We start from the raw sequence: 22,347 nt of genomic DNA on the forward strand, positions 1-22,347 counted from the left end.
TTAGCGCATATCATCGAATATATAATAGAAGAGATAAAATATGAAAACCCTGATTTGGAATGAACTGAACGAGAATGAAAAACAGCAGGCGCTGACCCGTCCGGCGATTTCGGCCTCCGATGAAATTAAACGTGCGGTGGAAAATATCGTCAATTTAGTGAAGCGCGACGGCGACAGTGCATTATTTGCGTTGAGTGAAAAATTCGACAAAGTGAAATTGGACAGTCTGGTGGTGTCGAAACAACAAATCGAACAAGCCGCCGCGCGCATTCCCGACGAGCTGAAACAGGCGATTCAAAATGCCAAGCGCAATATCACCGTCTTTCACCAAGCGCAGCAACCGCAAGCGGTCGATTTGGAAACCCAAGCCGGCGTGCGCTGCCAAGTGTTGACCCGTCCGATCAATCGGGTCGGTTTATATATTCCCGGCGGCTCGGCACCGCTCTTTTCAACGGTGTTGATGTTGGCGATTCCGGCGCAAATCGCAGGCTGCAAAAAAGTGGTACTGTGTTCGCCTCCGCCGATTGCTGATGAAATTCTGTATGCCGCCGATTTATGCGGCGTGGAAACTATTTATGCGGTCGGTGGTGCGCAAGCGGTTGCGGCAATGGCGTTCGGCACGCAAACTGTGGCTAAAGTGGATAAAATTTTCGGACCGGGCAATGCTTTTGTGACCGAAGCCAAGCGCCAAGCCAGCCAAAGCATTAACGGCGCAGCAATTGATATGCCTGCCGGCCCGTCGGAAGTGCTGGTGCTGGCGGACGAATTCGCTGATCCGGATTTTGTCGCCAGTGATTTATTGTCACAGGCTGAACACGGCGCGGATAGCCAAGTGATTTTGGTTACGCCGAGCCAAGCACTGGCACAAGCGGTCGAACAGGCGATTGAGCGTCAATTGGCACAATTGCCACGCGCTGAAACGGCGCGCAAAGCCTTGAGCCACAGCCGCATTTTTATCGCCGCCGATTTGGCGCAGTGTGTGGCGATCAGCAATGAATATGCCCCAGAGCATTTGGTGGTGCAAGTGGAAAACGCCCGTGATTTATTGCCTGAACTGGATAATGCCGGTTCGATTTTCTTGGGCGCGTATTCTCCTGAAAGCATGGGCGATTACGCCAGCGGAACCAACCATGTTTTGCCGACCTACGGTTACACCCGCACTTATTCCAGTTTGGGCTTGGCGGATTTCAGTAAACGCATGACGGTGCAAGAATTAACGCCGCAAGGCTTTAAAGATCTGGCGCGTACGGTAGAATTGATGGCAAGTGCCGAACAACTGGACGCACACAAACAAGCGGTCAGTATCCGCTTGGCGAAGATGGGATAAGAGGAAAACACCATGACGATTTCACAACTTTCACGCAAAAATATTCAAGCCTTAACGCCGTATCAGTCGGCACGCCGTTTGGGCGGTAAAGGTGATGTGTGGCTAAACGCCAATGAATATGCGACCTCGCCCGATCTTAATCTGCAAAACCGCACTTTCAACCGTTATCCCGAAGCACAGCCGCAAAAACTAATCGAACACTATGCCGCTTATGCCGGTGTAAAAGCAGAGAATGTGTTGGTCAGTCGTGGCGGTGACGAAGGCATTGAATTATTGATTCGCGCTTTTTGCGAACCGGAACAAGATACGATTTTATACTGTCCGCCGACTTACGGCATGTACGCCGTCAGCGCCGAAACTTGCGGCATTCAAAGCAAAACCGTGCCGCTGACTGCCGATTTCCAATTGAATTTGGCGGAAATTGAAAAAAATTTGGAAGGCGTAAAAGTGGTCTTTGTTTGCAGTCCGAACAACCCGACCGGCAACCTGCTCAAGCGCGCGGATCTCGTGGCATTATTGGAAATGACCCGCGATCGCGCGATTGTGGTGGTCGATGAAGCCTATATCGAATTTTGCCCGCAGGCGACGATGGCAAACGAACTGGCGAATTACCCGCACTTGGCGATTATCCGCACCTTGTCGAAAGCCTTTGCCCTCGCCGGTTTGCGCTGCGGTTTCACCTTAGCAAATCCCGAATTAATCAACGTGTTGCAAAAGGTGATCGCCCCTTATCCGATTCCCGTACCGGTTTCCGATCTGGCGTGTCAGGCGCTGGACAGCAACGGTTTGGCAGCCATGCACAATCGGGCGGAGGAAGTGTTGCAATACCGCACTTGGCTCATCAACGAACTGCAACCGCTGCCGATAGTGGAGCAAATTTTCTCTAGTGAAGCGAACTATATTTTGGTCAAATTCCAAAACGGAACAAACGTGTTTAACACCTTATGGGATCAGGGTATTATCTTACGCGATCAAAACAAGGCTCTCGGCTTAAGCAACTGCATTCGGATTACCATTGGTTCAGAACAAGAAAACCGCCGCGTAATTGAGGCGGTTCGAGCGATTTCCGCAAAATAAGGACAACATCATGACACAAACCACTCCACAAAAAATTCTGTTTATCGACCGCGACGGCACTTTGATTGACGAGCCGAAAACCGATTTCCAAATTGATACGTTGGAAAAGCTGAAATTCGAGCCGAATGTGATTCCGGCACTGCTGAAACTGCGTGACAAAGGTTTTCGGTTTGTGATGGTCAGCAATCAGGACGGTTTAGGTACGGAATCGCTGCCGCAAGCTGATTTTGACAAACCGCACAATGCGATGATGGAACTGTTCCGCTCGCAGGGAATTGAGTTTGATGAAGTGCTGATTTGTCCGCACCGTCCGGAAGACAACTGCGCCTGTCGTAAACCGAAACTCGGTTTGATGAAAAAATATATCAATAAAGGGCTGTTCGATCCGAAACACAGCTATGTGATCGGCGACCGCTCCACTGATATGCAACTGGCGGATAATTTGGGTATTGCCGGCTTGCAGTATCACCCTGAAAAGTTGAATTGGGATCTGATCGCCGAAAAAATTCTGGCAAAACGTGTGCGCAAATCCGGTTTCAAACCGCGCCATGCGGCGGTGGTGCGCACCACCAAAGAGACTGATATTCGGGTGGAAGTGTGGTTGGACGAGCAAGGCATGAACGAAATCAAAACCGGTTTAGGCTTTTTTGATCACATGCTCGATCAAATCGCTACCCACGGCGGTTTCCGCATGAAAGTGACGGTGGACGGCGATCTGCATATCGACGATCACCACACCATCGAAGATACCGCACTTGCCCTTGGCGAAGCGTTAAAACAAGCCTTAGGCAACAAACGCGGCATCGCCCGTTTCGGCTTTGTGTTGCCGATGGACGAATGCAAAGCGGAATGCGCGATGGACTTGTCCGGCCGCCCGTACCTGAAATTCAAAGCCAAATTCACCCGCGACAAAGTGGGCGATTTCAGCACCGAAATGGCGGAACATTTCTTTATGTCGCTCTCCTACGCACTGGCGTGCACATTGCATATCAGCGTCAAAGGCAAAAACGCCCACCACCAAGTGGAAGCGATTTTCAAAGCCTTCGGGCGCACCTTACGCCAAGCGATTCGAATTGAAAGCGACCAGTTGCCGAGCTCGAAAGGGGTGTTGTAAGAGGATGAATATTGTAATTATCGACACCGGCTGTGCCAATTTATCATCGGTAAAATTCGCCTTTGATCGTTTGGGCTATCAGGCGAAAATCAGCCGAGATCTAAATCAGATTCAGCAAGCGGATAAGTTGCTCCTCCCTGGAGTTGGCACAGCGGCAGCAGCGATAAAAAACCTCACCGATCGCAATTTAATCGAAACGATCCGTCAGCTAACACAGCCGGTTCTTGGCATCTGTTTAGGCATGCAGTTGATGACCGAATTTTCAGCAGAAGGCAATTTAGCCACCTTGAATTTGATGTCGGGACATACGGATTTGATCCCGGATACTGGCTTACCGTTGCCGCATATGGGTTGGAACCAAGTGCGGTATCAAGCGGATCATCCGCTGTTTGCAGATATTGAACAAGACAGCCATTTTTATTTTGTGCATAGCTATGCGGTATTACCCAACGAAAACACCATTGCCAGCTGCAACTACGGTGTACCGTTCTCCGCTGCGCTGGGCTACAAAAATTTCTACGGCGTGCAGTTTCATCCTGAACGTTCCGGCAAGGCTGGGGCGCAGTTGTTGAAGAATTTTGTGGAGAAAATATAAAAGTGCGGTTGGTTTGCTCACATTTGCGATCCCTGTTCCAGAAATGCGGATATGCTGTTTCATATGAATAAAATACTGTATATAATTACAGTTATTTTGTTTGGAGGGAAAGGCGATGAGTGAGATTAAATTGTTTGAAAATAGCCAAATTCGTTCCGTTTGGAACGATGAAAAAGAGGAATGGTTTTTTAGTGTTGTGGATATGGTTGCAGCGCTGACTGAGAGCCCTAATCCGAGAGATTATTGGTATCGTGTTAAAAAACGGATGTCCGATGAAGAGAAATCCGAACTGTCGACAATTTGTCGACAGTTGAAATTACAAGCTGCCGATGGAAAAATGCGAGAAACTGATGTGGCTGATACACAAGGCATTTTCCGCATTATTCAATCTATTCCGTCTCCCAAAGCTGAGCCGTTTAAAATGTGGTTGGCGGAAGTAGGAAAAGAACGGATCGATGAAATTATCGATCCTGAATTAACGATTGATCGCGCACTGGAAACCTATGCTAAAAAAGGATATTCCCGTGAATGGATTAATCAGCGCTTACAGGCGATTCAAGTCAGAAAAGAGCTGACCGATGCTTGGTAGGATCACGGAGTGGAACAAGGGCGTGAATTTGCTATTTTGACCAACGAGATTACGCAAGCATGGAGCGGCATGACGGCACGTGAATATAAATCGTTCAAAGGGTTAAAAAAGGAAAGTTTACGTGACAATATGTCCACGACGGAATTAGTACTGAATATGTTAGCAGAAGCGGCAACCAAAGATATTACCCAAATGACAAATCCGCAAGGGCTTGATGAAAATCTCCAAGTCGCAAAACGCGGTGGGAATGTCGCAAAAGTTGCACGAGAGAGTTTAGAGCAAGAGACTGGAAAGCCCGTGATCACGCAAAAAACAGCGGTTGATTTTGCAGAATTAATTAGCAATATCGCCAATATTAATAAAAAATAGGAAATATCGTTCAAATGAAAAAATCCATTATTATTCCGGCACTTGATTTGATCGACGGTCAAGTGGTGCGTTTGCATCAAGGTGATTATGGCAAGCAGACCAACTATTCGTCCAATCCGACCGCACTTTTTGCCGATTATGTGGCGCAAGGGGCGGAGCAGTTGCATTTGGTGGATCTGACCGGGGCGAAAGATCCGAATAAACGTCAAACCGCCTTGATTGGCGAGATTATTAAAGCGACAAATTGTCCGGTGCAAGTAGGCGGTGGAATTCGCTCTGAAAAAGACGTCGCCGATTTATTGGCGGTGGGGGCGAATCGGGTGGTGATTGGCTCAACGGCGGTGAAAGAACGCAACATGGTGAAAGGCTGGTTTGCAAAATACGGTGCAGAGAAATTTGTGCTTGCCTTAGATGTGAATATTGCTGCCAACGGTGAGAAAATTATTGCCATCAGCGGTTGGCAGGAAGCGAGCGGCGTGTCGCTTGAGGAGCTGATTGAAGATTACCAATCAGTCGGTTTACAACACGTTTTATGCACCGATATTTCTCGTGACGGCACATTAGCAGGCTCAAACGTGGATTTATACCGTGAAATCTGTACGAAATATCCGACAATTCAGTTCCAATCCTCCGGCGGTATCGGTTCGCTTGCCGATGTGGCAGCGTTGAAAGGCACGGGCGTAGCCGGGGTGATTATCGGGCGTGCTTTATTAGAAGGCAAATTTAATGTAGCGGAGGCAATCGAATGCTGGCAAAACGGATAATTCCTTGTTTGGACGTACGTGACGGGCAGGTGGTGAAAGGCGTACAATTTCGCAACCACGAAATTATCGGCGATATCGTGCCGCTGGCAAAACGCTATGCCGATGAGAGTGCCGATGAACTGGTTTTTTATGATATCACCGCTTCGTCAGATGGGCGCACGGTGGATAAAAGCTGGGTCGAGCGGGTAGCAGAAGTGATCGATATTCCGTTTTGTGTTGCCGGTGGAATTAAGACCATCGACGATGCCGAAAAGCTGTTCGCTTTCGGTGCGGATAAAATTTCCATCAACTCCCCTGCGTTGGCTGATCCGGATTTGATTTCCCGTCTGGCGGATCGGTTCGGTGTGCAGGCGATTGTGGTCGGCATTGACAGCTGGTTCGAGCAAAGCAGCGGTAAATATTGGGTCAATCAATATACTGGCGATGAAAGCCGTACGCGTCAAACCAACTGGCAGTTGCTGGATTGGGTGCAAGAGGTGCAAAAACGTGGTGCTGGCGAAATCGTATTGAATATGATGAACCAAGACGGTGTACGCCAAGGCTATGATTTAACTCAGCTCAGTGCGGTGCGGGCAGTGTGCCATGTGCCATTGATTGCTTCGGGCGGTGCGGGCGAAATGGTGCATTTCCGTGACGCTTTTGTGCAGGCAAACGTGGACGGTGCACTGGCAGCGAGCGTGTTTCATAAGCAAATTATCAATATCGGCGAATTAAAAACTTACCTTGCAGCGCAAGGGGTGGAAGTGCGCCGTTAATTCTCTTGGCGAAGAGTAACAACGGAATAAATAGGACAAAATATGTTAGATATGCAAAAAATTGACTGGCAAAAAGTCGATAACTTACTGCCGGTGATCGTGCAAAATGCCGTAACTTGCGAAGTATTAATGCTTGGCTATATGAACCTAGAGGCACTGGAAAAAACCGTAACTGAAAGTAAGGTAACATTTTTCTCACGCACCAAGCAACGCTTATGGACCAAGGGCGAAACGTCGGGTAACTTCTTAAATGTTGTTGATATGAGCTTGGATTGCGATAACGATACCTTATTGATTTTAGCCAATCCGATTGGCGAAACCTGCCACACCGGCGCGGAAAGTTGTTTCCATCAGTTTACGGACAAAAACCAGCCGGATTGGATTTTCTTTAGTAAATTAGAACGTTTAATTGCCGAACGCAAAGGTGCAGATCCGGACAGTTCTTATACTGCGCACCTCTATTCACGCGGCACTAAACGCATTGCGCAAAAAGTGGGAGAAGAAGGGGTTGAAACCGCACTTGCCGCGACAGTGAAAGATCGCAATGAAACCATTTGCGAAGCGGCGGATTTAGCCTATCACTTAACCGTGCTATTGCAAGATGCTGAGCTGTCTTGGGCGGACGTGATTGGCAAGTTGAAAGAGCGGCATGCAAAATAAGGCAACATAACAAAAAAAGTCTGACTTAATGTCAGACTTTTTTATTCCTCTTATTTCAGTAAATCCTCTTTTTTGGCGTGCGTCCATTTACCGCGTTTTTTATCAATATATTGAAAATATTCATTGGTAAAACTGCCTTGAATCGCGGTCAATTTTTCCGGACGGACACTCATTTTTCTATCGCCGATGGCGGTATTAAACGGCACCGGTCCGGTCAGATTATAAACGCCGTGTTCAATTCGACGCTGTTCAATATTGTCCACAATCAGATCTAGAGTATCTTTTAAAATCGGATTGCCTTTGGCACAGGCGATAAAATAGTTGTTATAGCGGCCTTTGCGATAGACCAATACTTCATTATCTTCCGCGCCAATCATGTTGGCTAACGGCCACACCAGTTGCCCGTCAATATCCATATAAATTCCGCCTTGCTTATACAACACCAATAAACGCCAAAAATCGGCTTGGGCTGCGCCGTCAGTGAGTTTGCTGTAAGCGGCAAACATGCGCTCATCGGCATTTTCACGAATAAATTCAACCCGCTCTTCGGTGCTGACATAGCGGTAGTCATAGCTGAGCGACATTAAACGATTGAACAAGTAATTTAGATAAACTGGTAGGCTGACATGATTAGTGTAATTTGTCTGCCAAATGGTTTTATTGATTTTGGTCGGCGTATTCGATTGTACTTTTGCCGGACTGAATGCCGGAATGGTAAAACGTTTTTTAGGGAAAAGGGCATGAAACGGATAGCACAGGGTCTTCATGATATTCCCCAGCAATCTGCTGCAGCGGTTGACGATCAGAATGGCTGTTTTGTATTTGATTTTATTATATTCCATTAATTCACCTGACAATATTTAGCGTGCGTAAATGCACACGCAATATAACACAAATTAAGTGCAAATCGTTAGAATCTCAAGAGGAATTTGAAGAGAAAAAGAAGTGGTGGGCGATACCGGTCTCGAACCAGTGACCCCCTCCTTGTAAGGGAGGTGCTCTCCCAACTGAGCTAATCGCCCACTTAAGATTACCTTAAAATCATGGGATAAGTTTGCGCGGAAGTGGTGGGCGATACCGGTCTCGAACCAGTGACCCCCTCCTTGTAAGGGAGGTGCTCTCCCAACTGAGCTAATCGCCCGTTTGTTGTGAGCGAGCATTATAATTGGTGTTGCATTTCAGTCAACGATTTTTTACACTTTTCTCGCCAATTGTCGTAAAAATAAACATATAAGATCAATTTTATCTATCAATAGCCGTCAGTCATAGTACAATAACTGATGTTTTATTTTTATCAGCGAATTTACAAGGTCAACCAATGGATATTCAACCACTTTTCAAGTTTAATCCCGATGTCAACGTCAGAACCCGTTTTGCCCCGAGCCCGACCGGCTTTTTGCATGTCGGCGGTGCGCGTACCGCACTTTACTCTTGGCTGTATGCCCGCCACAATCAAGGCGAATTTGTATTACGGATTGAAGACACCGATTTGGAACGCTCAACCCAAGCCGCCACCGATGCGATTCTGGAAGCGATGGAATGGTTGGATTTAAATTGGGAACACGGGCCGTATTATCAAACCAAACGCTTTGACCGCTATAATCAAGTGATTGACCAAATGTTGGTGCAGGGGTTGGCATACCGTTGTTATTGCAGCAAAGAGCGGTTGGAAACCTTGCGTGAACAGCAAGAGCAAAACAAAGAGAAACCGCGTTACGATCGCCACTGTCTGCACGATCACGCCCATCAGCAAAACGAACCGCATGTGGTACGTTTTAAAAATCCGACCGAAGGAACGGTCGTGTTTGACGATGCGGTGCGGGGCAAAATCGAAATCAGCAATCAGGAACTGGACGATTTGATTATCCGCCGTACCGACGGTTCGCCGACCTATAACTTCTGTGTGGTGGTGGACGATTGGGATATGGGTATTACCCATGTGGTGCGTGGCGAAGACCATATCAACAACACTCCGCGTCAAATCAATATCTTAAAAGCGCTGGGTGCGCCGGTGCCGGTTTATGCCCATGTGTCGATGATTTTGGGTGATGACGGGCAAAAACTGTCTAAGCGTCACGGTGCGGTCAGCGTGATGGAATATCGTGATAAAGGCTATTTGCCGGAAGCGTTGAACAATTATCTGGTGCGTTTGGGCTGGGGGCACGGCGATCAGGAAGTGTTCAGCCGCGAAGAGATGATTAATCTGTTTGATCTGCACTCGGTCAGCCGCTCTGCCAGCGCATTTAATCATGATAAGCTGTTATGGTTGAACCACCACTATATCCGCGAATTACCGGCGGAAAAGGTCGCAGGCTATTTACAATGGCATATGCAAAATCAAAATATCGACATCAGTAACGGACCGGCCTTGACGGAAATCGTGCAAATGTTGGCAGAACGCTGCAAAACACTGAACGAAATGGCAGCAGCCAGTCGTTATTTCTTTGAAGATTTTAGTGAATTTGACGAAAGTGCGGTCAAGAAACACTTTAAAGCGGCAACCGTTGAGCCGCTCAGCCTTGTATTGCAAAAACTGACCGCACTTAGTGATTGGAATGCGCATGATATTCATCAAGCGATCGAACAAACGGCGGCGGAACTGGAAATCGGCATGGGCAAAGTCGGCATGCCGTTGCGTGTCGCCGTGACCGGCAGCGGACAATCGCCGTCTTTAGATGTCACGTTAGTCGGAATCGGGCGAGAACGCAGCTTGGCTCGGATTCAAAAAGCGATTGAATTTATCCAAAGCATTCACGCCGTTTAAACACAACTGATTTAATTTTAGGCATTTAAACCATAAAGCCGATAAATCAGATTGACAGATGCAAGTGCGGTTATTAATATAGCCGCACTTTGATGAACAGCTCATCAAATCCATTCTAAAATGGGGATATAGCTCAGTTGGGAGAGCGCTTGCATGGCATGCAAGAGGTCGTCGGTTCGATCCCGTCTATCTCCACCAAATAACTTCTTGAGATTCATACTCTTTTTTCAAAAAATCTGTTTCGGTGTTTTATTTGAATAACCGCACTTTGGTCTATTTCGGGCGTATATTTGTTTTTAATTCGGCGGTACTTATATGTTTACGTTATTTTTTCAGATAAGCGGTAAAACAGTATAACGTCAGTTGAATCACCCAGCCGATCGAAAAAGCAAATAATAGAGTGGCGAAGCCGAGCGTGCCGCCGAGCAGAAAGCCAATCAGGGCGACGCTGCTTTCCATTACGGTGCGCACCAAGCCGACTTTTAATTTAAAGCGCTGGCAAAGTCCGACCATTAAGCCGTCGCGCGGACCGGCGCCCATATGGCAGGTGAGGTAAAACGCCGAGCCGATTCCCATCAAGAGAATGCCGATCACGGCATAGCCGACTTGGCCAAGTGCGGTTGCCGGCGTTTGCATTGTTCCGGCGCTGATGTCGAGCGCCAGCGCAATCAAAATAATGTTTAAAATCGTACCTAAGCCGATTTTCAGGCGTAGCGGCAGCCAGCACAACATAACCAGACAACTGACGATAAACGAGGCAAAACCGACACTGATGCCGGTTTGTAGTGCGATACCTTGTGACAAAATCGTCCACGGTGCCGAGCCGAGATCGGAGGTCAACAGAAAGCCTTCGCCGAGCCCGAACAGCAGCAGCGAGAGACACAGCGGCACGAAACTGTGGAATTTCACTTCCCACAGCCGATTGGCGCTCCATTCGGTTTTTGGTAAAACCGTGTACTGTTTTTTCAGGGTTTCGCTGTTCATCGCTGTCCTATCGCCAAAAGTATTATTATGTATTCTAAGGGGCTTGCGCATAAACTGTGAAATAACTTTTTCATATGAGATATATTCATGACAGGCCTTGTTCATTATGCGGCGAGTATGGGGAATTGTCTTTATTTTATAAGGATTTCTTGACCATGATCACGCTTTCAACCTTGCGGGTAAGCACTTAATTTCATACTATGGCTAATCTTTTCTAATATGTAAAGCAGGAATCGGGAGCGTGTTATGCTGGCGACATTACAAGATATTTTGGATACCGTTAAGGCTGAAAATTTAACTTATCAGCAAAAACTGATGACATTGGGCAATATTGCGGAACGGCTGTTTGATCCGCGCGAGCTGTTGGGATACAGCGAAGACGAGTGGCACTATCTGGAAAATCAAATGATTTGCGATTTAAACGAGGGATATGCCGTTTACCGTCCCCGCTATATTTTGCCGGATTATTCGGTTTATATTAAAAACGGCTGCCGATTTCTCGATCTGCCTGCGCCGCAAACGCTGGACGAGGTGCTGGACGGGTTGCTGATTCTTTATTCCCATGTTCCTTCGATTACCACATTTCCGGTTTATATCGGGCGCTTGGACTGTCTGTTAGAGCCGTTTATCAGCGACGAAGCGCAAGATTATATCAAAATAAAACGCTTTTTAAATCATATTGATAAAACCGTGCCGGACTCTTTTTGCCATGCCAATATCGGTCCTTATGAAACCCGTGCCGGCCGCTTGATTTTGCAGGCGGTGATCGAGTTGGAAAACACTACGCCGAATATGACGATTCGTTACGATAAAAATAAGACCTCGCGTGAGTTTGCCGAATTGGCGGCGAAAGCCTGTCTGTTGGCTTCCAAACCGTCTTTCGCCAACGATGCGTATTACACGGCGGATCTGGGGGAATACGGCGTCGCCAGCTGCTACAACGCCTTGCCGGAAGGTGGCGGCGCTTATACCTTGACCCGTTTGCGCTTGGGCACGATTGCCAGAGCTTGCGCTTCGGTTGAGGAAATGGTGGATCAATTATTGCCGAAAGTGGCGAAACTGGCGCTTTCCACCATGGATAAACGCCATCGTTTTATCGTGGAGCAAAGCAATTTCTTTACCAGCAGCTTTTTAGAAAAAGAAGGCTTTATCAAACGGACGAATTTTACCGGTATGTTTGCCATCGTCGGTCTGGCGGACGCGACCAATCATCTTTTGCAGCAGGAAGGGCTGAACGAAACCTTTGGGCAAAGTGCGCGCGGTGAGGAGATCGCAACCGCAATCATGAAAAAATTGAAAACGATCAATGATAGCCATCAAGGCGTTTACGCCGAAAGAACCGATAATCACTATTTATTACACGCGCAGGTCGGTGCCAGCAACCATGAGGAAGACCGCGCCAATACGCCGGCGCACCGAATCAAAGTCGGGCAGGAACCGACCTTGCTGGCGCACTTAAAACAGTCCGCGCCTTATCATCAATATTTCCCGTCGGGCACCGGCGATCTGTTTGCGTTTGATCAAACCTATGTTGATCATCTTGATGCGGTGGTCGATATCATTGACGGCGCATTTGCTTTGGGATATCGCTATATCACCACCTACCTTAAAAATACCGACTTGATTCGCGTGACCGGTTATCTGGTGAAGAAAAGCGAGGTGGAGCGCTTCCGTCAAGGCGAAGCGGTGCTGCGCGACACGACGTGGTTTGGTTCGGGAACGGACGAATGCGCACAGGTTTTTGATCGCCAACTGCGTGATCAAGGCGATGTCAATGCCGCTTGACGACACAAAGTGCGGTTTGCCGACCGCACTTTACGACATAACCCTGCCGCTGCACCGCATTATTCCGTTTTCCAATGTCGAGGGCGCAGGCAACCGAATCAGTCTCTTTTTGCAAGGTTGCAAACTGAACTGCCTCTATTGCCATAATCCGGAAACCATTGCCAGATATACGCCGGACAGCAAGCCGGTGAGCTTGGCCTACCTTTATCAGCAGGTGCAAGCTTCGATGCCGTTTATTCGCGGCGTTACCGTTTCCGGCGGCGAGCCGACCATTCATCACCGTAAATTGGTGCCGTTATTTCATGCGTTACGGCAATTGGGCTTGACTTGTTATTTGGATTCCAGCGGTTTTTTTGAATTTGAAGCCATGCAGGAATTGATTCAGGTGACGGATAAGTTTCTGTTTGATCTGAAAGGAAGCGGATTGGGGCTGCAAACCTTGTGTTTTGACCGGCGTAACCAATCGGGAAAAGTACCGGATAGACTGATTGAAGCGCAAAGAATCAAGCATGTTAACTTGGAGCGCAATCTTGAAAACCTGCGCCGTTTATTGCCGTTGGGGAAGATCGAAGAAGTGCGGTTGGTGTTGATCAACGGTTTTTTTGATCCTTACCAGTTGGTTGACAAGGTTGCCCCGTTACTTGCGCCTCACCCTGAAGTCCTGTTTAAACTCATTCGGGTGCATGCCAAAGGCACGCGCGATCCGCAAGGAATCGGTGCATTGGTTCCCGAGGTGGCGGACGTCGATAAACTGGCGAACTACGCCGAATCGCAAGGGATAAAAAATAGGCTAACTATTTATTAAATCACCAGAAAGCCTGTTTTTTATACAAAAAAATAGCAGCTATTTTTTCACAACTTGATTTTGATCGCATTTTGGAAATTATTTTCAGATTTTTTTTTGAAAAGATGTATAGTGAGCAAACTCAATTTTCTGTCGAAACGTTTTTTTGGTTTGCTAGAAATTGCAGGTGGTTTTTTATAGTAAAAAAATTCTAAAAAATATTATTTTAGGGGTAACTATGGATTTATTGATGAGCATTCTTGGTATTGTTGTGCTTTTGGCAATTGCGTTTTTATTGTCGAATAACCGTAAAGCAATCAATTACCGTACCGTTTTAGGCGCGTTGGCGATTCAAATCGGAATCGGCGCGTTGATTCTTTATGTGCCGGCGGGCCGTGATGTATTGTTAGCCGCGGCGGAAGCGGTACAAAAAGTGATTAACTATGGTAATGACGGTGCAGCTTTTCTGTTTGGCGGGTTAGTCAGTGATAAAATGTTCGAGGTATTTGGCGGCGGCGGCTTTGTGTTTGCCTTGCGCGTATTGCCGGCAATCGTTTTCTTCGCCTCGTTGATTTCTGTGCTGTACTATATCGGCGTTATGCAGTGGGTAATCAAAATTATCGGCGGTTTCCTGCAAGTGGTGTTGAAAACCTCGAAAACCGAATCCATGTCGGCAGCGGCCAATATTTTTGTAGGGCAGACCGAAGCGCCGTTAATTGTGAAACCTTATATCGCCAAAATGACCGAATCGGAATTATTCGCCATCATGTGCGGCGGTCTGGCTTCCGTTGCCGGTTCGGTGATGATCGGTTATGCGCAAATGGGCGTACCGTTACCGTATCTGATCGCAGCATCGTTTATGGCGGCACCGGGCGGCTTATTATTCGCAAAAATTTTGCTGCCGCAAACCGAGCGGCCACATGACGATTTAGATCGTGACGCCGTAGAAGAAAAGCCGGCGAATGTGTTGGACGCAGCCGCAGCCGGAGCATCTTCCGGTATGCAACTGGCGTTAAACGTCGGGGCGATGTTATTGGCATTCGTCGCATTAATCGCGTTATTAAACGGTATTATCGGCGGCGTCGGCGGCTGGTTCGGACAACCGGATTTAACGTTGCAGGCCATTTTAGGTTATGTTTTCCAACCGTTGGCATTTGTTATCGGCGTGCCGTGGGCTGAAGCGAATATTGCCGGTTCGATGATCGGACAAAAACTGGTGATTAACGAATTTGTGGCTTATTTGGACTTTATCAAATACTTAGGCCCTGAAACACCAGTTGTTCTGAATGAAAAAACCAAAGCGATTATTACATTTGCGCTGTGCGGATTTGCCAACTTCAGCTCGATTGCGGTTTTAATCGGCGGCTTGGGAACGATGGCACCGAACCGTCGCTCCGACGTGGCACGTTTAGGGATTAAAGCGGTTATTGCCGGTTCATTATCGAATTTAATGAGCGCCTGTATCGCAGGTCTGTTCATCGGTTTAACCGGTGCGGCGTTAATCGGCTAACCACCGTTCTATTGGTTTAAATCTTGAACACCACGCTTGGCGTGGTGTTTGTCATTCGATGACAGGGTGGTTTTAGCGCCGGTCATCTTTGCAGGAGTCACTATGACACAATTAAACGACATTAAACAAACGGCAAAACTGGCGTTAAGCCTGATGGATCTGACCAGTTTAAACGACAACGATACCGACGAGGCGATCATCGCGTTATGCCGTCAGGCGAAAACCGAATTCGGTTCGCCAGCGGCGGTTTGCGTTTATCCGCGCTTTGTTCCGCTTGCACGCAAGACCTTGCAACAATTGGGCTTAACCCAAGTCAAAATCGCCACCGTCACCAATTTCCCGCACGGCAATGACGATCTTGAAATCGCACTTGCCGAAACCAAAGCGGCGATTGCTTATGGCGCTGATGAAGTTGATGTGGTATTTCCATACCGCACTTTAATCAACGGCGATGAAAAGTGCGGTTTTGAATTGGTTGCCGCCTGTAAAAAAGCGTGTGCCGACAGCGGCGTGTTGCTGAAAGTGATTATTGAAAGCGGCGAGCTGCAAAGTGCGGTATTAATCCGCCAAGCTTCTGAAATCGCGATTCGAGCCGGTGCAGATTTTATCAAAACCTCCACCGGCAAAGTGAAGGTCAACGCGACGTTAGAGTCGGCAAAAATCATGTTGCAAACCATTGCCGATCTGAAGGCACAAGACCGCGTCGGCTTTAAAGCGGCAGGGGGCGTGCGCACGGCGCAAGAGGCGCAGCAATATCTGCAACTGGCGGCTACTATTCTAGGCAATGACTGGATTCACCCGAGCCACTTCCGCTTCGGCGCTTCCGGTCTGTTGAACGATTTATTGGGAACTTTAAACGGCAGTTCCCAGTCTAACCAAGCGAACGGTTATTAATAAACAGCAGCAATAAACTCACAGTAATAAAACAACAGTAATAAAATAAGGAACGATACAATGAAAAGAGTTTTTATTTTGATGATGGATTCCTTTGGAATCGGGGCGGCGGCAGATGCCGATAAATTCGGCGACGTAGGTTCGGATACCTTAGGCCATATCGCCGAGCAGTGCGCGGCAGGCAAAGCGGATAACGCCGAGCGCAGCGGCGCCTTGAAATTGCCTAACTTAACCAAATTGGGTTTGGCACTGGCAGCGAAAGAATCGACCGGACGCGTGCCTGCAGGTATGGACGCAAATGCAGAGATTATCGGCGGCTACGCTTTTGCCAAAGAGATCTCGTCCGGCAAAGATACGCCGTCAGGCCACTGGGAAATCGCCGGTGTGCCGGTGCTGTTCGATTGGGGCTATTTTAAAGATCACCAAAACAGCTTTCCGCAAGAGCTGCTCGATCGTATCGTGGAAAAGAGCGGTATTCCCGGCTATTTAGGCAACTGCCATTCATCGGGCACAGTGGTGTTGGACGAATTGGGCGAAGAACACATGAAAACCGGCAAACCGATTTTTTACACCTCTGCCGATTCCGTGTTCCAAATCGCCTGCCATGAAGAGACTTACGGCTTGGAAAAGCTGTACGAACTGTGCCACATCGTGCGTGAAGAGCTGGAAGGTTATAACATCGGGCGTGTCATTGCCCGTCCGTTCGTCGGCGAAAAAGCCGGCGAATTCAAACGCACCGGCAATCGTCACGACTACTCGGTCGAACCGCCGTCGGCTACCGTGCTGCAAAAACTGGTGGACGAGAAACAGGGCGACGTGGTTTCTATCGGTAAAATCGCCGATATTTATGCCCACACCGGCATCACCGGCAAAGTCAAAGCCACCGGTTTGGAAGAAATTTACGACAAAACCATCGCCGAAATTAAAGCCGCCGGCGATAACACCATTGTGTTCCCGAATTTTGTGAATTTTGACTCCGACTACGGCCATCGCCGTGATGTCGCCGGTTATGCACAGGCATTGGAATACTTCGATTCGCGCTTGCCGGAAGTATTGGCGCTGGTACAAGAGGGTGATCTATTGATTATCACCGCCGATCACGGCTGTGATCCGACGTGGAGCGGCACCGATCATACCCGTGAACACGTTCCGGTATTGCTCTACGGCAGCGATGTACCGAAAGGCTTTTTGGGCAAACGTGAAACCTTTGCCGATATCGGGCAAACCATTGCCAGCTATTTCGACCTGTCGCCAATGGATTACGGCACAACGATGATTGATTTTCAAAAATAACGATTGATTAAAGAGGATACTATTATGGCTACACCACATATTAATGCTGTTGACGGCGCATTTGCCGATGTTGTTCTGATGCCGGGCGATCCGCTGCGGGCAAAATACATTGCGGAAACTTTTTTGGAAAACCCGCAAGAAGTGACCAACGTGCGCAATATGCTGGGTTATACCGGCACTTATAAAGGGCGTAAAATTTCGATTATGGGACACGGTATGGGCATTCCGTCTTGCTCGATCTATGCCAAAGAACTGATCACCGAATACGGTGTGAAAAAAATTATTCGCGTCGGCTCTTGCGGTGCAGTGCGTCATGACGTGAAAATCCGCGATGTGGTGATCGGCTTGGGGGCGTGTACCGATTCCAAGGTTAACCGTATCCGCTTTAAAGACAACGATTTTGCCGCGATTGCCGATTATTCAATGGTTGCCGCCGCAGTTGAAGCGGCAAAGCAAAAAGGGGTGAAAGTGCAGGTCGGTAATCTGTTCTCCGCCGATCTGTTCTATACGCCGGATGTGGAAATGTTTGATTACATGGAAAAATACGGGATTCTAGGCGTAGAAATGGAAGCCGCCGGTATCTACGGTGTCGCCGCCGAATTCGGAGCCAAAGCGCTGACCATCTGCACCGTCTCCGACCATATCCGCACCCACGAACAAACCAGCGCGGAAGAACGCCAATTAACGTTCAATGAAATGATTGAAGTAGCGTTGGAATCGGTATTGATTGGCGATCAGCAGTAAAAGTGCGGTTTATTAACTACTGAAGCAGCCGAAAGGCTGCTTTTTTGTACGCAATTTTTGAAAAATACGATCTAAATTCCCGATTATTATTGCTATAAAAGAAAATTATTGTGATGCGCGCATAATCAGGTTTATCACTTAAACTTGATAATAACGTTATGTTCAACAACATTCGGCCGTATCAGCGGCTTTCTGCATAAAAACCGTACTCAGCGCTTTGGTGATAAATATTTATAAGCCTAGATTAATCGGGTAGAATAACCGCACTTTGTTTGATTGTTGGAAAGAAACATGAATTTTATCGGAAAAATTATCGGTTTTATTCTCGGCTACCGTTACGGTGGGTTCTGGGGGGCGGTTTTTGGTGCGGTGCTGGGGCATTTTGTAGATAAAAAAATCTATGAAATGGGCAGTGTCAGTTCGTCATTTTTTAGTAAAACCTTGACCCGCCAGCAGCTTTTCCTGCAAACCACGTTTGCGGTGATGGGGCATTTGAGTAAATCCAAAGGGCGGGTGACGGAAGAGGATATTCAACTGGCGCAAGCGTTTATGACCCGACTGAATCTGGATTCGGCGGCGCAGCGCATGGCGCAGGACGCCTTTAACCGCGGTAAAGGCGCAGATTTCCCGATTCGTCAGGTGATCCGCGAATTCCGTTTTGGTTGTGGGCGTCGTCCTGATTTGCTGAGAATGTTTTTGGATATTCAAATTCAGACCGCACTTGCCGATAACCATTTGGATCAAAACGAAAAAGAGTTGCTGTCGGTGATCGCGCAGGAGCTGGGCTTGTCGCAAATGCAGTTTGAGCAGATGATGGCGATGATTTATGCCTCGCAGCAGTTCGCCACCGGCGGACAATATCAACAACAAGGCAATTATCAGCAGCAGAGCGGCGGTTATCAGCAGTCTTACCGCACTTCGAGCGCTGATAATCTGCAAGCGGCGTATCAAGTGTTGGGCGTGAGTGCCGGTGATGATCAGTTGAGTGTAAAACGGGCTTACCGCAAGCTGATGAACGAATACCACCCCGATAAGTTGGTCGCCAAAGGCTTGCCGCCGGAAATGATGGAAATGGCAAAAGAGAAAGCGCAGAAAATCCAAGCCGCTTACGATCTGATTTGTAAAAACAAAGGGTGGAAGTAATGGCACAAGCACGATGGTTTCCGCCTGCTTTGGCGCTCTTTGTTGTGGCGCTGGCGATTTGGTCGGGCGTGCAGCCGTATGATAGAGCGGTTTGGTATGCGGAAGTCGCACCAATTTTTATCGTGTTGTTTGCGCTGATGGTAAGCTATCGCCGTTTTCAGTTCAGCAATTTGGCGTATATTTTTATGAGCCTGTGGATGATGTTGCACCTGATCGGCGCCCATTACACGTTTGAATTGGTGCCGTTCGAGTGGGGCAGCCGAATGTTAAGCGCTTGGCTGGGCGAAGGGCGCAACCATTTTGATCGGGTGGCGCATTTTATTATCGGATTTTACAGCTTCCCGATGGCGGAATGGCTGCTGCGCCGCCGTTTATGCGGCCCGGTTTTAGCCGGTTTTTTCTCGCTGTTTTTTATTATGAGCGTGGCGGCAAGTTACGAATTGATCGAATGGCAATATGCGGTGCTTGCCGGCGGCGAGCAAGGGATCGCTTTTCTCGGATCGCAGGGCGATGTTTGGGACGCACAAAAAGATATTTTAGCCGACACCTTGGGCGCGCTGACCGCACTTTTGGTGTTTTATTGGGTGCGAACCGATAAACGCTATTCATCATGAACGTGATATTAGCGCCGATGCAAGGCGTGTTGGATCCGTTCTTGCGCCATCTGTTAACCCAAGTCAATGACTATGATCTGTGCCTGTCGGAATTTGTGCGCGTGGTTGATCAGTTGTTGCCGAAAAAAGCGTTTTACCGTCTTTGCCCCGAATTGCAGCACGGCGGTTATACCGCTGCCGGAACGCCGGTGCGGGTGCAGCTGTTGGGGCAGTTTCCCGAATGGCTGGCGGAAAATGCGCAAAGAGCGGTCGAACTGGGATCGCACGGCGTCGATTTGAACTGTGGCTGTCCGTCGAAAACGGTGAACAACAGTCAGGGCGGCGCTTCGTTATTGAAACAGCCGGAACTGATTTATCAAGCGACCAAAGCGATTCGCGGCGCGCTGGATAAACGACATCGGGTCAGCGTAAAAGTGCGGTTGGGTTGGGACAGTGATACAGCGGCGTTTGAAATTGCCGATGCGGTGCAACAGGGTGGTGCCGATGAAATCACCATTCACGGGCGCACCAAAACCGACGGCTACCGTGCCGAGAGGATCAACTGGCAAAAGATCGGTGAAATCCGCCAACGTTTGCAGATTCCGGTGATCGCCAACGGGGAAGTTTGGAACTGGCAAGACGCACAAGCCTGTCTGGCGGCGACCGGTTGCGACAGCCTGATGATCGGGCGCGGCGCGTTGAATATTGCCAATCTCAGCCGAGTGGTGAAATTCAATCACGAAAAACTGGCGTGGGCGCAGGTGTTACAACTGTTATGGCAATACGTCAATCTGGACAATCCGGCGGACAGCGGTTTTTATCATGTGGCGCGGATCAAACAATGGCTGCGTTATTTGGAAAAAGCGTATCCGCAAGCGCAACAACTGTTTCAAATCATTAAAACCGAACACGGCTATGACGGCTTAAAAGCCGAAGTGGAACGCCAGACCGCACTTTGTATGCTTTAATTGAAGTTAAGGAAACTAATTGAAATACCAATGGATCTTTTTTGACGCCGACGAAACCCTGTTTTCGTTTGATTCTTTTAGCGGACTGCGCAACATGTTCGCCGATTACGGTGTGGAGTTCGGTGCGCAGCATTTTGCTGATTATCAAGCCCTGAACAAACCGTTATGGGAGGCCTATCATCACGGCAAAATCAGTGCCGACGAATTGCAAACCACGCGCTTTAACCAATGGGCGAAACGCTTGAGCCGCGATCCGCGTGAGCTGAATGAGGCTTTTTTAATTGCAATGGCTGATGTGTGCAAGCCGTTGGACGGCGTGGAGCAGATGTTGCAAACGTTATCGGATAAAGTGCGGTTTGGGATTATCACCAACGGTTTCAGTGCCATGCAGGATTTGCGTTTGCAGCGCACCGGCTTGAAACCGCACTTTGACTTTGTCGTGGTGTCGGAAAATATCGGTTTGCCGAAACCGCATCACGGTATTTTTGAACATGCGTTGAATTTAGCCGGACAACTCGATAGAAGTGCGGTGTTAATGGTCGGCGATACCTTGGAAACCGATATTTTAGGCGGGCAAAACAGCGGTTTGGATACCTGCTGGATCAGTCACGGCAAAGAGAATCACGGTGAAATTCAACCGACCTATCAGATTGCCAAAATGGATCAGCTGGTGCAAATCGTACAAGGACAATCGGAATGACCCGAATTAATGTCGTGCCGGTGACGGAACTGTGCGATCAACATTTGCTGGCGGAACACCGCGAGCTGACCCGCATTCCGAATGCGATCGCCAAAGGCAAATACAATTTAGCCGGACAGCCCGACGAGTATAAATTGGGGACGGGGCACGTTAAATTTTTTATGAATAAGCTAACCTTCCTGCACAAACGCTATCAAGCGTTGCACCAAGAGTGCTTGGCGCGCGGCTTTAATGTCAGCAACCGCTGGGCGCAAGATTTGCCGCAAGCACCGCACTTGTGGCAGGATTATGTGCCGACGGACGATGCGCTGCGTGCCAACCGCGCCAGAATTGCGGAACGTATGCCGCTGAAAGCCCGTTTCACGTCGCATAAAACCGAATAAGGAGCACAATAATGCAGATTGTGATTGCCTCGACCAATCCGGTGAAAGCCAATGCGGTCAAAACCGCATTCAGTCAACTATTTCCGCACCGCACTTTGAGTTTTCAGGCTATGCCGTCGCAATCGGGCGTGGCGGAACAGCCGATGAGCATGGCGGAGACCAAACAAGGCGCATTCAATCGGGTGAAATTTTGCCAACAACAGCTGCCGAACGCAGATTTTTATCTGGCGATTGAAGCGGGTGTCGAGCGCTTCGATTACGGTGCGGCGACTTGCGCCTATGTTGTGATCAGCGATAAAGTGCGGTTTGCCGTCGGACGCAGCGCCGAATTGCCGATTCCGGATTGTGTGTATAACCAACTCAGCGCAGAAATGGAATTGGGCACAGTGATGGATCGGCTGTTCCAAACCGAGAATATCAAACAAAAAGGCGGCGCTATGAGCCTGTTGACCAACGGCAACGCCAGTCGCGAAAGCGTATATGTACAAGCGGTGATCTTGACGATGGCGAAATTTCTTAATTTATCACTTTTTGAGCAGTAACACGGCTTGG

Annotated in this window: 22 protein-coding genes, 3 tRNA genes and 1 pseudogene; 22 read left to right on the forward strand and 4 right to left on the reverse strand. The window is 48.4% G+C overall.

The window, feature by feature from the left end; all coding sequences use genetic code 11:
* Positions 1-40 precede the first annotated feature (40 nt).
* From hisD to hisIE, 8 genes and pseudogenes are all read left to right on the forward strand, one after another.
* The gene (gene hisD / locus B8880_RS00275; RefSeq protein ID WP_084255179.1) at positions 41-1,327 is read left to right on the forward strand and encodes a histidinol dehydrogenase; all 1,287 of its coding nucleotides are present in this window, start codon (positions 41-43) and stop codon (positions 1,325-1,327) included.
* Positions 1,328-1,339: 12 nt separating this feature from the next.
* The gene (hisC, locus tag B8880_RS00280) at positions 1,340-2,404 is read left to right on the forward strand and encodes a histidinol-phosphate transaminase (protein WP_084255181.1); all 1,065 of its coding nucleotides are present in this window, start codon (positions 1,340-1,342) and stop codon (positions 2,402-2,404) included.
* Positions 2,405-2,414: 10 nt separating this feature from the next.
* The gene (hisB, locus tag B8880_RS00285; RefSeq protein WP_084255183.1) at positions 2,415-3,518 is read left to right on the forward strand and encodes a bifunctional histidinol-phosphatase/imidazoleglycerol-phosphate dehydratase HisB; all 1,104 of its coding nucleotides are present in this window, start codon (positions 2,415-2,417) and stop codon (positions 3,516-3,518) included.
* Positions 3,519-3,522: 4 nt separating this feature from the next.
* Entirely contained in the window at positions 3,523-4,113 is a 591-nt protein-coding gene (gene hisH / locus B8880_RS00290) for an imidazole glycerol phosphate synthase subunit HisH (protein WP_084255185.1), read from the forward strand.
* A 115-nt stretch (positions 4,114-4,228) separates the two neighbouring features.
* A pseudogene (locus tag B8880_RS00295) lies at positions 4,229-5,071 on the forward strand (BRO-N domain-containing protein).
* Positions 5,072-5,085: 14 nt separating this feature from the next.
* Entirely contained in the window at positions 5,086-5,835 is a 750-nt protein-coding gene (gene hisA / locus B8880_RS00300) for a 1-(5-phosphoribosyl)-5-[(5-phosphoribosylamino)methylideneamino]imidazole-4-carboxamide isomerase (protein WP_084255187.1), read from the forward strand.
* Positions 5,817-6,590 (forward strand): imidazole glycerol phosphate synthase subunit HisF, encoded by a 774-nt coding sequence (gene hisF, locus B8880_RS00305; RefSeq protein ID WP_084255189.1) that lies wholly within the window; start codon positions 5,817-5,819, stop codon positions 6,588-6,590. Before hisA ends, hisF begins: the two co-directional genes overlap by 19 nt.
* A gap of 42 nt (positions 6,591-6,632) precedes the next feature.
* On the forward strand, positions 6,633-7,250 hold the full coding sequence (gene hisIE / locus B8880_RS00310; protein ID WP_418889038.1) for a bifunctional phosphoribosyl-AMP cyclohydrolase/phosphoribosyl-ATP diphosphatase HisIE: 618 nt from the start codon (positions 6,633-6,635) through the stop codon (positions 7,248-7,250).
* 50 nt (positions 7,251-7,300) lie between these two features.
* Here the strand turns inward: hisIE and B8880_RS00315 are convergent, their stop codons facing one another.
* The 3 genes from B8880_RS00315 to B8880_RS00325 all read right to left on the reverse strand — a co-directional run bounded on the left by B8880_RS00315 (position 7,301) and on the right by B8880_RS00325 (position 8,391).
* Complete coding sequence (locus B8880_RS00315; protein ID WP_084255191.1) at positions 7,301-8,092, reverse strand: glycosyltransferase family 32 protein; 792 nt, start codon at positions 8,090-8,092, stop codon at positions 7,301-7,303.
* Between the two features lie 104 nt (positions 8,093-8,196).
* Positions 8,197-8,272 (reverse strand) — tRNA-Val (locus B8880_RS00320).
* A gap of 43 nt (positions 8,273-8,315) precedes the next feature.
* A tRNA-Val gene (locus B8880_RS00325) sits at positions 8,316-8,391 on the reverse strand.
* 177 nt (positions 8,392-8,568) lie between these two features.
* On the opposite strand from B8880_RS00325, the gene gltX reads away from it, so the two are divergent.
* The gene (gene gltX / locus B8880_RS00330; RefSeq protein ID WP_084255193.1) at positions 8,569-10,014 is read left to right on the forward strand and encodes a glutamate--tRNA ligase; all 1,446 of its coding nucleotides are present in this window, start codon (positions 8,569-8,571) and stop codon (positions 10,012-10,014) included.
* A gap of 122 nt (positions 10,015-10,136) precedes the next feature.
* Positions 10,137-10,212 (forward strand) — tRNA-Ala (locus B8880_RS00335).
* A 126-nt stretch (positions 10,213-10,338) separates the two neighbouring features.
* Here the strand turns inward: B8880_RS00335 and yczE are convergent.
* Complete coding sequence (gene yczE / locus B8880_RS00340; RefSeq protein WP_244165579.1) at positions 10,339-10,998, reverse strand: membrane protein YczE; 660 nt, start codon at positions 10,996-10,998, stop codon at positions 10,339-10,341.
* 246 nt (positions 10,999-11,244) lie between these two features.
* On the opposite strand from yczE, the gene B8880_RS00345 reads away from it, so the two are divergent.
* From B8880_RS00345 to yjjX, 12 genes are all read left to right on the forward strand, one after another.
* Positions 11,245-12,783 carry a YjjI family glycine radical enzyme gene (locus tag B8880_RS00345; protein WP_084255195.1) on the forward strand — a complete coding sequence of 513 codons (1,539 nt, stop codon included), beginning with the start codon at positions 11,245-11,247 and terminating at the stop codon, positions 12,781-12,783.
* Complete coding sequence (locus B8880_RS00350) at positions 12,773-13,588, forward strand: 4Fe-4S cluster-binding domain-containing protein (RefSeq protein ID WP_084255197.1); 816 nt, start codon at positions 12,773-12,775, stop codon at positions 13,586-13,588. The genes B8880_RS00345 and B8880_RS00350 overlap by 11 nt, the downstream gene beginning before the upstream one ends.
* Before the next feature lie 217 nt (positions 13,589-13,805).
* Positions 13,806-15,077: a NupC/NupG family nucleoside CNT transporter gene (locus tag B8880_RS00355; RefSeq protein WP_084255199.1), complete on the forward strand. Its 1,272-nt coding sequence runs from the start codon at positions 13,806-13,808 to the stop codon at positions 15,075-15,077.
* A gap of 102 nt (positions 15,078-15,179) precedes the next feature.
* Positions 15,180-15,971: a deoxyribose-phosphate aldolase gene (gene deoC / locus B8880_RS00360; protein ID WP_084255201.1), complete on the forward strand. Its 792-nt coding sequence runs from the start codon at positions 15,180-15,182 to the stop codon at positions 15,969-15,971.
* A gap of 60 nt (positions 15,972-16,031) precedes the next feature.
* Positions 16,032-17,264, forward strand: coding sequence for a phosphopentomutase (gene deoB / locus B8880_RS00365; RefSeq protein ID WP_084255203.1), 1,233 nt, complete (start codon positions 16,032-16,034; stop codon positions 17,262-17,264).
* A gap of 24 nt (positions 17,265-17,288) precedes the next feature.
* Complete coding sequence (gene deoD / locus B8880_RS00370; protein WP_084255205.1) at positions 17,289-18,008, forward strand: purine-nucleoside phosphorylase; 720 nt, start codon at positions 17,289-17,291, stop codon at positions 18,006-18,008.
* Positions 18,009-18,299: 291 nt separating this feature from the next.
* Positions 18,300-19,151, forward strand: coding sequence for a co-chaperone DjlA (gene djlA / locus B8880_RS00375; protein ID WP_084255207.1), 852 nt, complete (start codon positions 18,300-18,302; stop codon positions 19,149-19,151).
* Positions 19,151-19,765, forward strand: a complete 615-nt coding sequence (locus B8880_RS00380) for a DUF2238 domain-containing protein (protein ID WP_084255209.1) — start codon at positions 19,151-19,153, stop codon at positions 19,763-19,765. The genes djlA and B8880_RS00380 overlap by 1 nt, the downstream gene beginning before the upstream one ends.
* The gene (gene dusC / locus B8880_RS00385; RefSeq protein WP_084255211.1) at positions 19,762-20,712 is read left to right on the forward strand and encodes a tRNA dihydrouridine(16) synthase DusC; all 951 of its coding nucleotides are present in this window, start codon (positions 19,762-19,764) and stop codon (positions 20,710-20,712) included. Before B8880_RS00380 ends, dusC begins: the two co-directional genes overlap by 4 nt.
* A gap of 19 nt (positions 20,713-20,731) precedes the next feature.
* Complete coding sequence (gene yjjG, locus B8880_RS00390) at positions 20,732-21,412, forward strand: pyrimidine 5'-nucleotidase (protein ID WP_084255213.1); 681 nt, start codon at positions 20,732-20,734, stop codon at positions 21,410-21,412.
* A complete protein-coding gene (locus B8880_RS00395) occupies positions 21,409-21,795 on the forward strand; it encodes a pyrimidine dimer DNA glycosylase/endonuclease V (RefSeq protein ID WP_084255214.1) in 387 nt (128 codons plus the stop codon). Before yjjG ends, B8880_RS00395 begins: the two co-directional genes overlap by 4 nt.
* 11 nt (positions 21,796-21,806) lie before the next feature.
* Positions 21,807-22,337 carry an inosine/xanthosine triphosphatase gene (gene yjjX / locus B8880_RS00400; protein WP_208610866.1) on the forward strand — a complete coding sequence of 177 codons (531 nt, stop codon included), beginning with the start codon at positions 21,807-21,809 and terminating at the stop codon, positions 22,335-22,337.
* Positions 22,338-22,347 lie beyond the last annotated feature (10 nt).

Source organism: Pasteurella testudinis DSM 23072, from assembly GCF_900176075.1.
Lineage (GTDB): Bacteria > Pseudomonadota > Gammaproteobacteria > Enterobacterales > Pasteurellaceae > Chelonobacter > Chelonobacter testudinis.

Coding starts and splice junctions, on each gene's coding strand:
- hisD (WP_084255179.1), top strand. CDS start 41: ATGAAAACCCTGATTTGGAATGAACTGAACGAGAATGAAAAACAGCAG.
- hisC (WP_084255181.1), top strand. CDS start 1,340: ATGACGATTTCACAACTTTCACGCAAAAATATTCAAGCCTTAACGCCG.
- hisB (WP_084255183.1), top strand. CDS start 2,415: ATGACACAAACCACTCCACAAAAAATTCTGTTTATCGACCGCGACGGC.
- hisH (WP_084255185.1), top strand. CDS start 3,523: ATGAATATTGTAATTATCGACACCGGCTGTGCCAATTTATCATCGGTA.
- hisA (WP_084255187.1), top strand. CDS start 5,086: ATGAAAAAATCCATTATTATTCCGGCACTTGATTTGATCGACGGTCAA.
- hisF (WP_084255189.1), top strand. CDS start 5,817: ATGCTGGCAAAACGGATAATTCCTTGTTTGGACGTACGTGACGGGCAG.
- hisIE (WP_418889038.1), top strand. CDS start 6,633: ATGTTAGATATGCAAAAAATTGACTGGCAAAAAGTCGATAACTTACTG.
- B8880_RS00315 (WP_084255191.1), bottom strand. CDS start 8,092: ATGGAATATAATAAAATCAAATACAAAACAGCCATTCTGATCGTCAAC.
- gltX (WP_084255193.1), top strand. CDS start 8,569: ATGGATATTCAACCACTTTTCAAGTTTAATCCCGATGTCAACGTCAGA.
- yczE (WP_244165579.1), bottom strand. CDS start 10,998: ATGAACAGCGAAACCCTGAAAAAACAGTACACGGTTTTACCAAAAACC.
- B8880_RS00345 (WP_084255195.1), top strand. CDS start 11,245: ATGCTGGCGACATTACAAGATATTTTGGATACCGTTAAGGCTGAAAAT.
- B8880_RS00350 (WP_084255197.1), top strand. CDS start 12,773: ATGCCGCTTGACGACACAAAGTGCGGTTTGCCGACCGCACTTTACGAC.
- B8880_RS00355 (WP_084255199.1), top strand. CDS start 13,806: ATGGATTTATTGATGAGCATTCTTGGTATTGTTGTGCTTTTGGCAATT.
- deoC (WP_084255201.1), top strand. CDS start 15,180: ATGACACAATTAAACGACATTAAACAAACGGCAAAACTGGCGTTAAGC.
- deoB (WP_084255203.1), top strand. CDS start 16,032: ATGAAAAGAGTTTTTATTTTGATGATGGATTCCTTTGGAATCGGGGCG.
- deoD (WP_084255205.1), top strand. CDS start 17,289: ATGGCTACACCACATATTAATGCTGTTGACGGCGCATTTGCCGATGTT.
- djlA (WP_084255207.1), top strand. CDS start 18,300: ATGAATTTTATCGGAAAAATTATCGGTTTTATTCTCGGCTACCGTTAC.
- B8880_RS00380 (WP_084255209.1), top strand. CDS start 19,151: ATGGCACAAGCACGATGGTTTCCGCCTGCTTTGGCGCTCTTTGTTGTG.
- dusC (WP_084255211.1), top strand. CDS start 19,762: ATGAACGTGATATTAGCGCCGATGCAAGGCGTGTTGGATCCGTTCTTG.
- B8880_RS00395 (WP_084255214.1), top strand. CDS start 21,409: ATGACCCGAATTAATGTCGTGCCGGTGACGGAACTGTGCGATCAACAT.
- yjjX (WP_208610866.1), top strand. CDS start 21,807: ATGCAGATTGTGATTGCCTCGACCAATCCGGTGAAAGCCAATGCGGTC.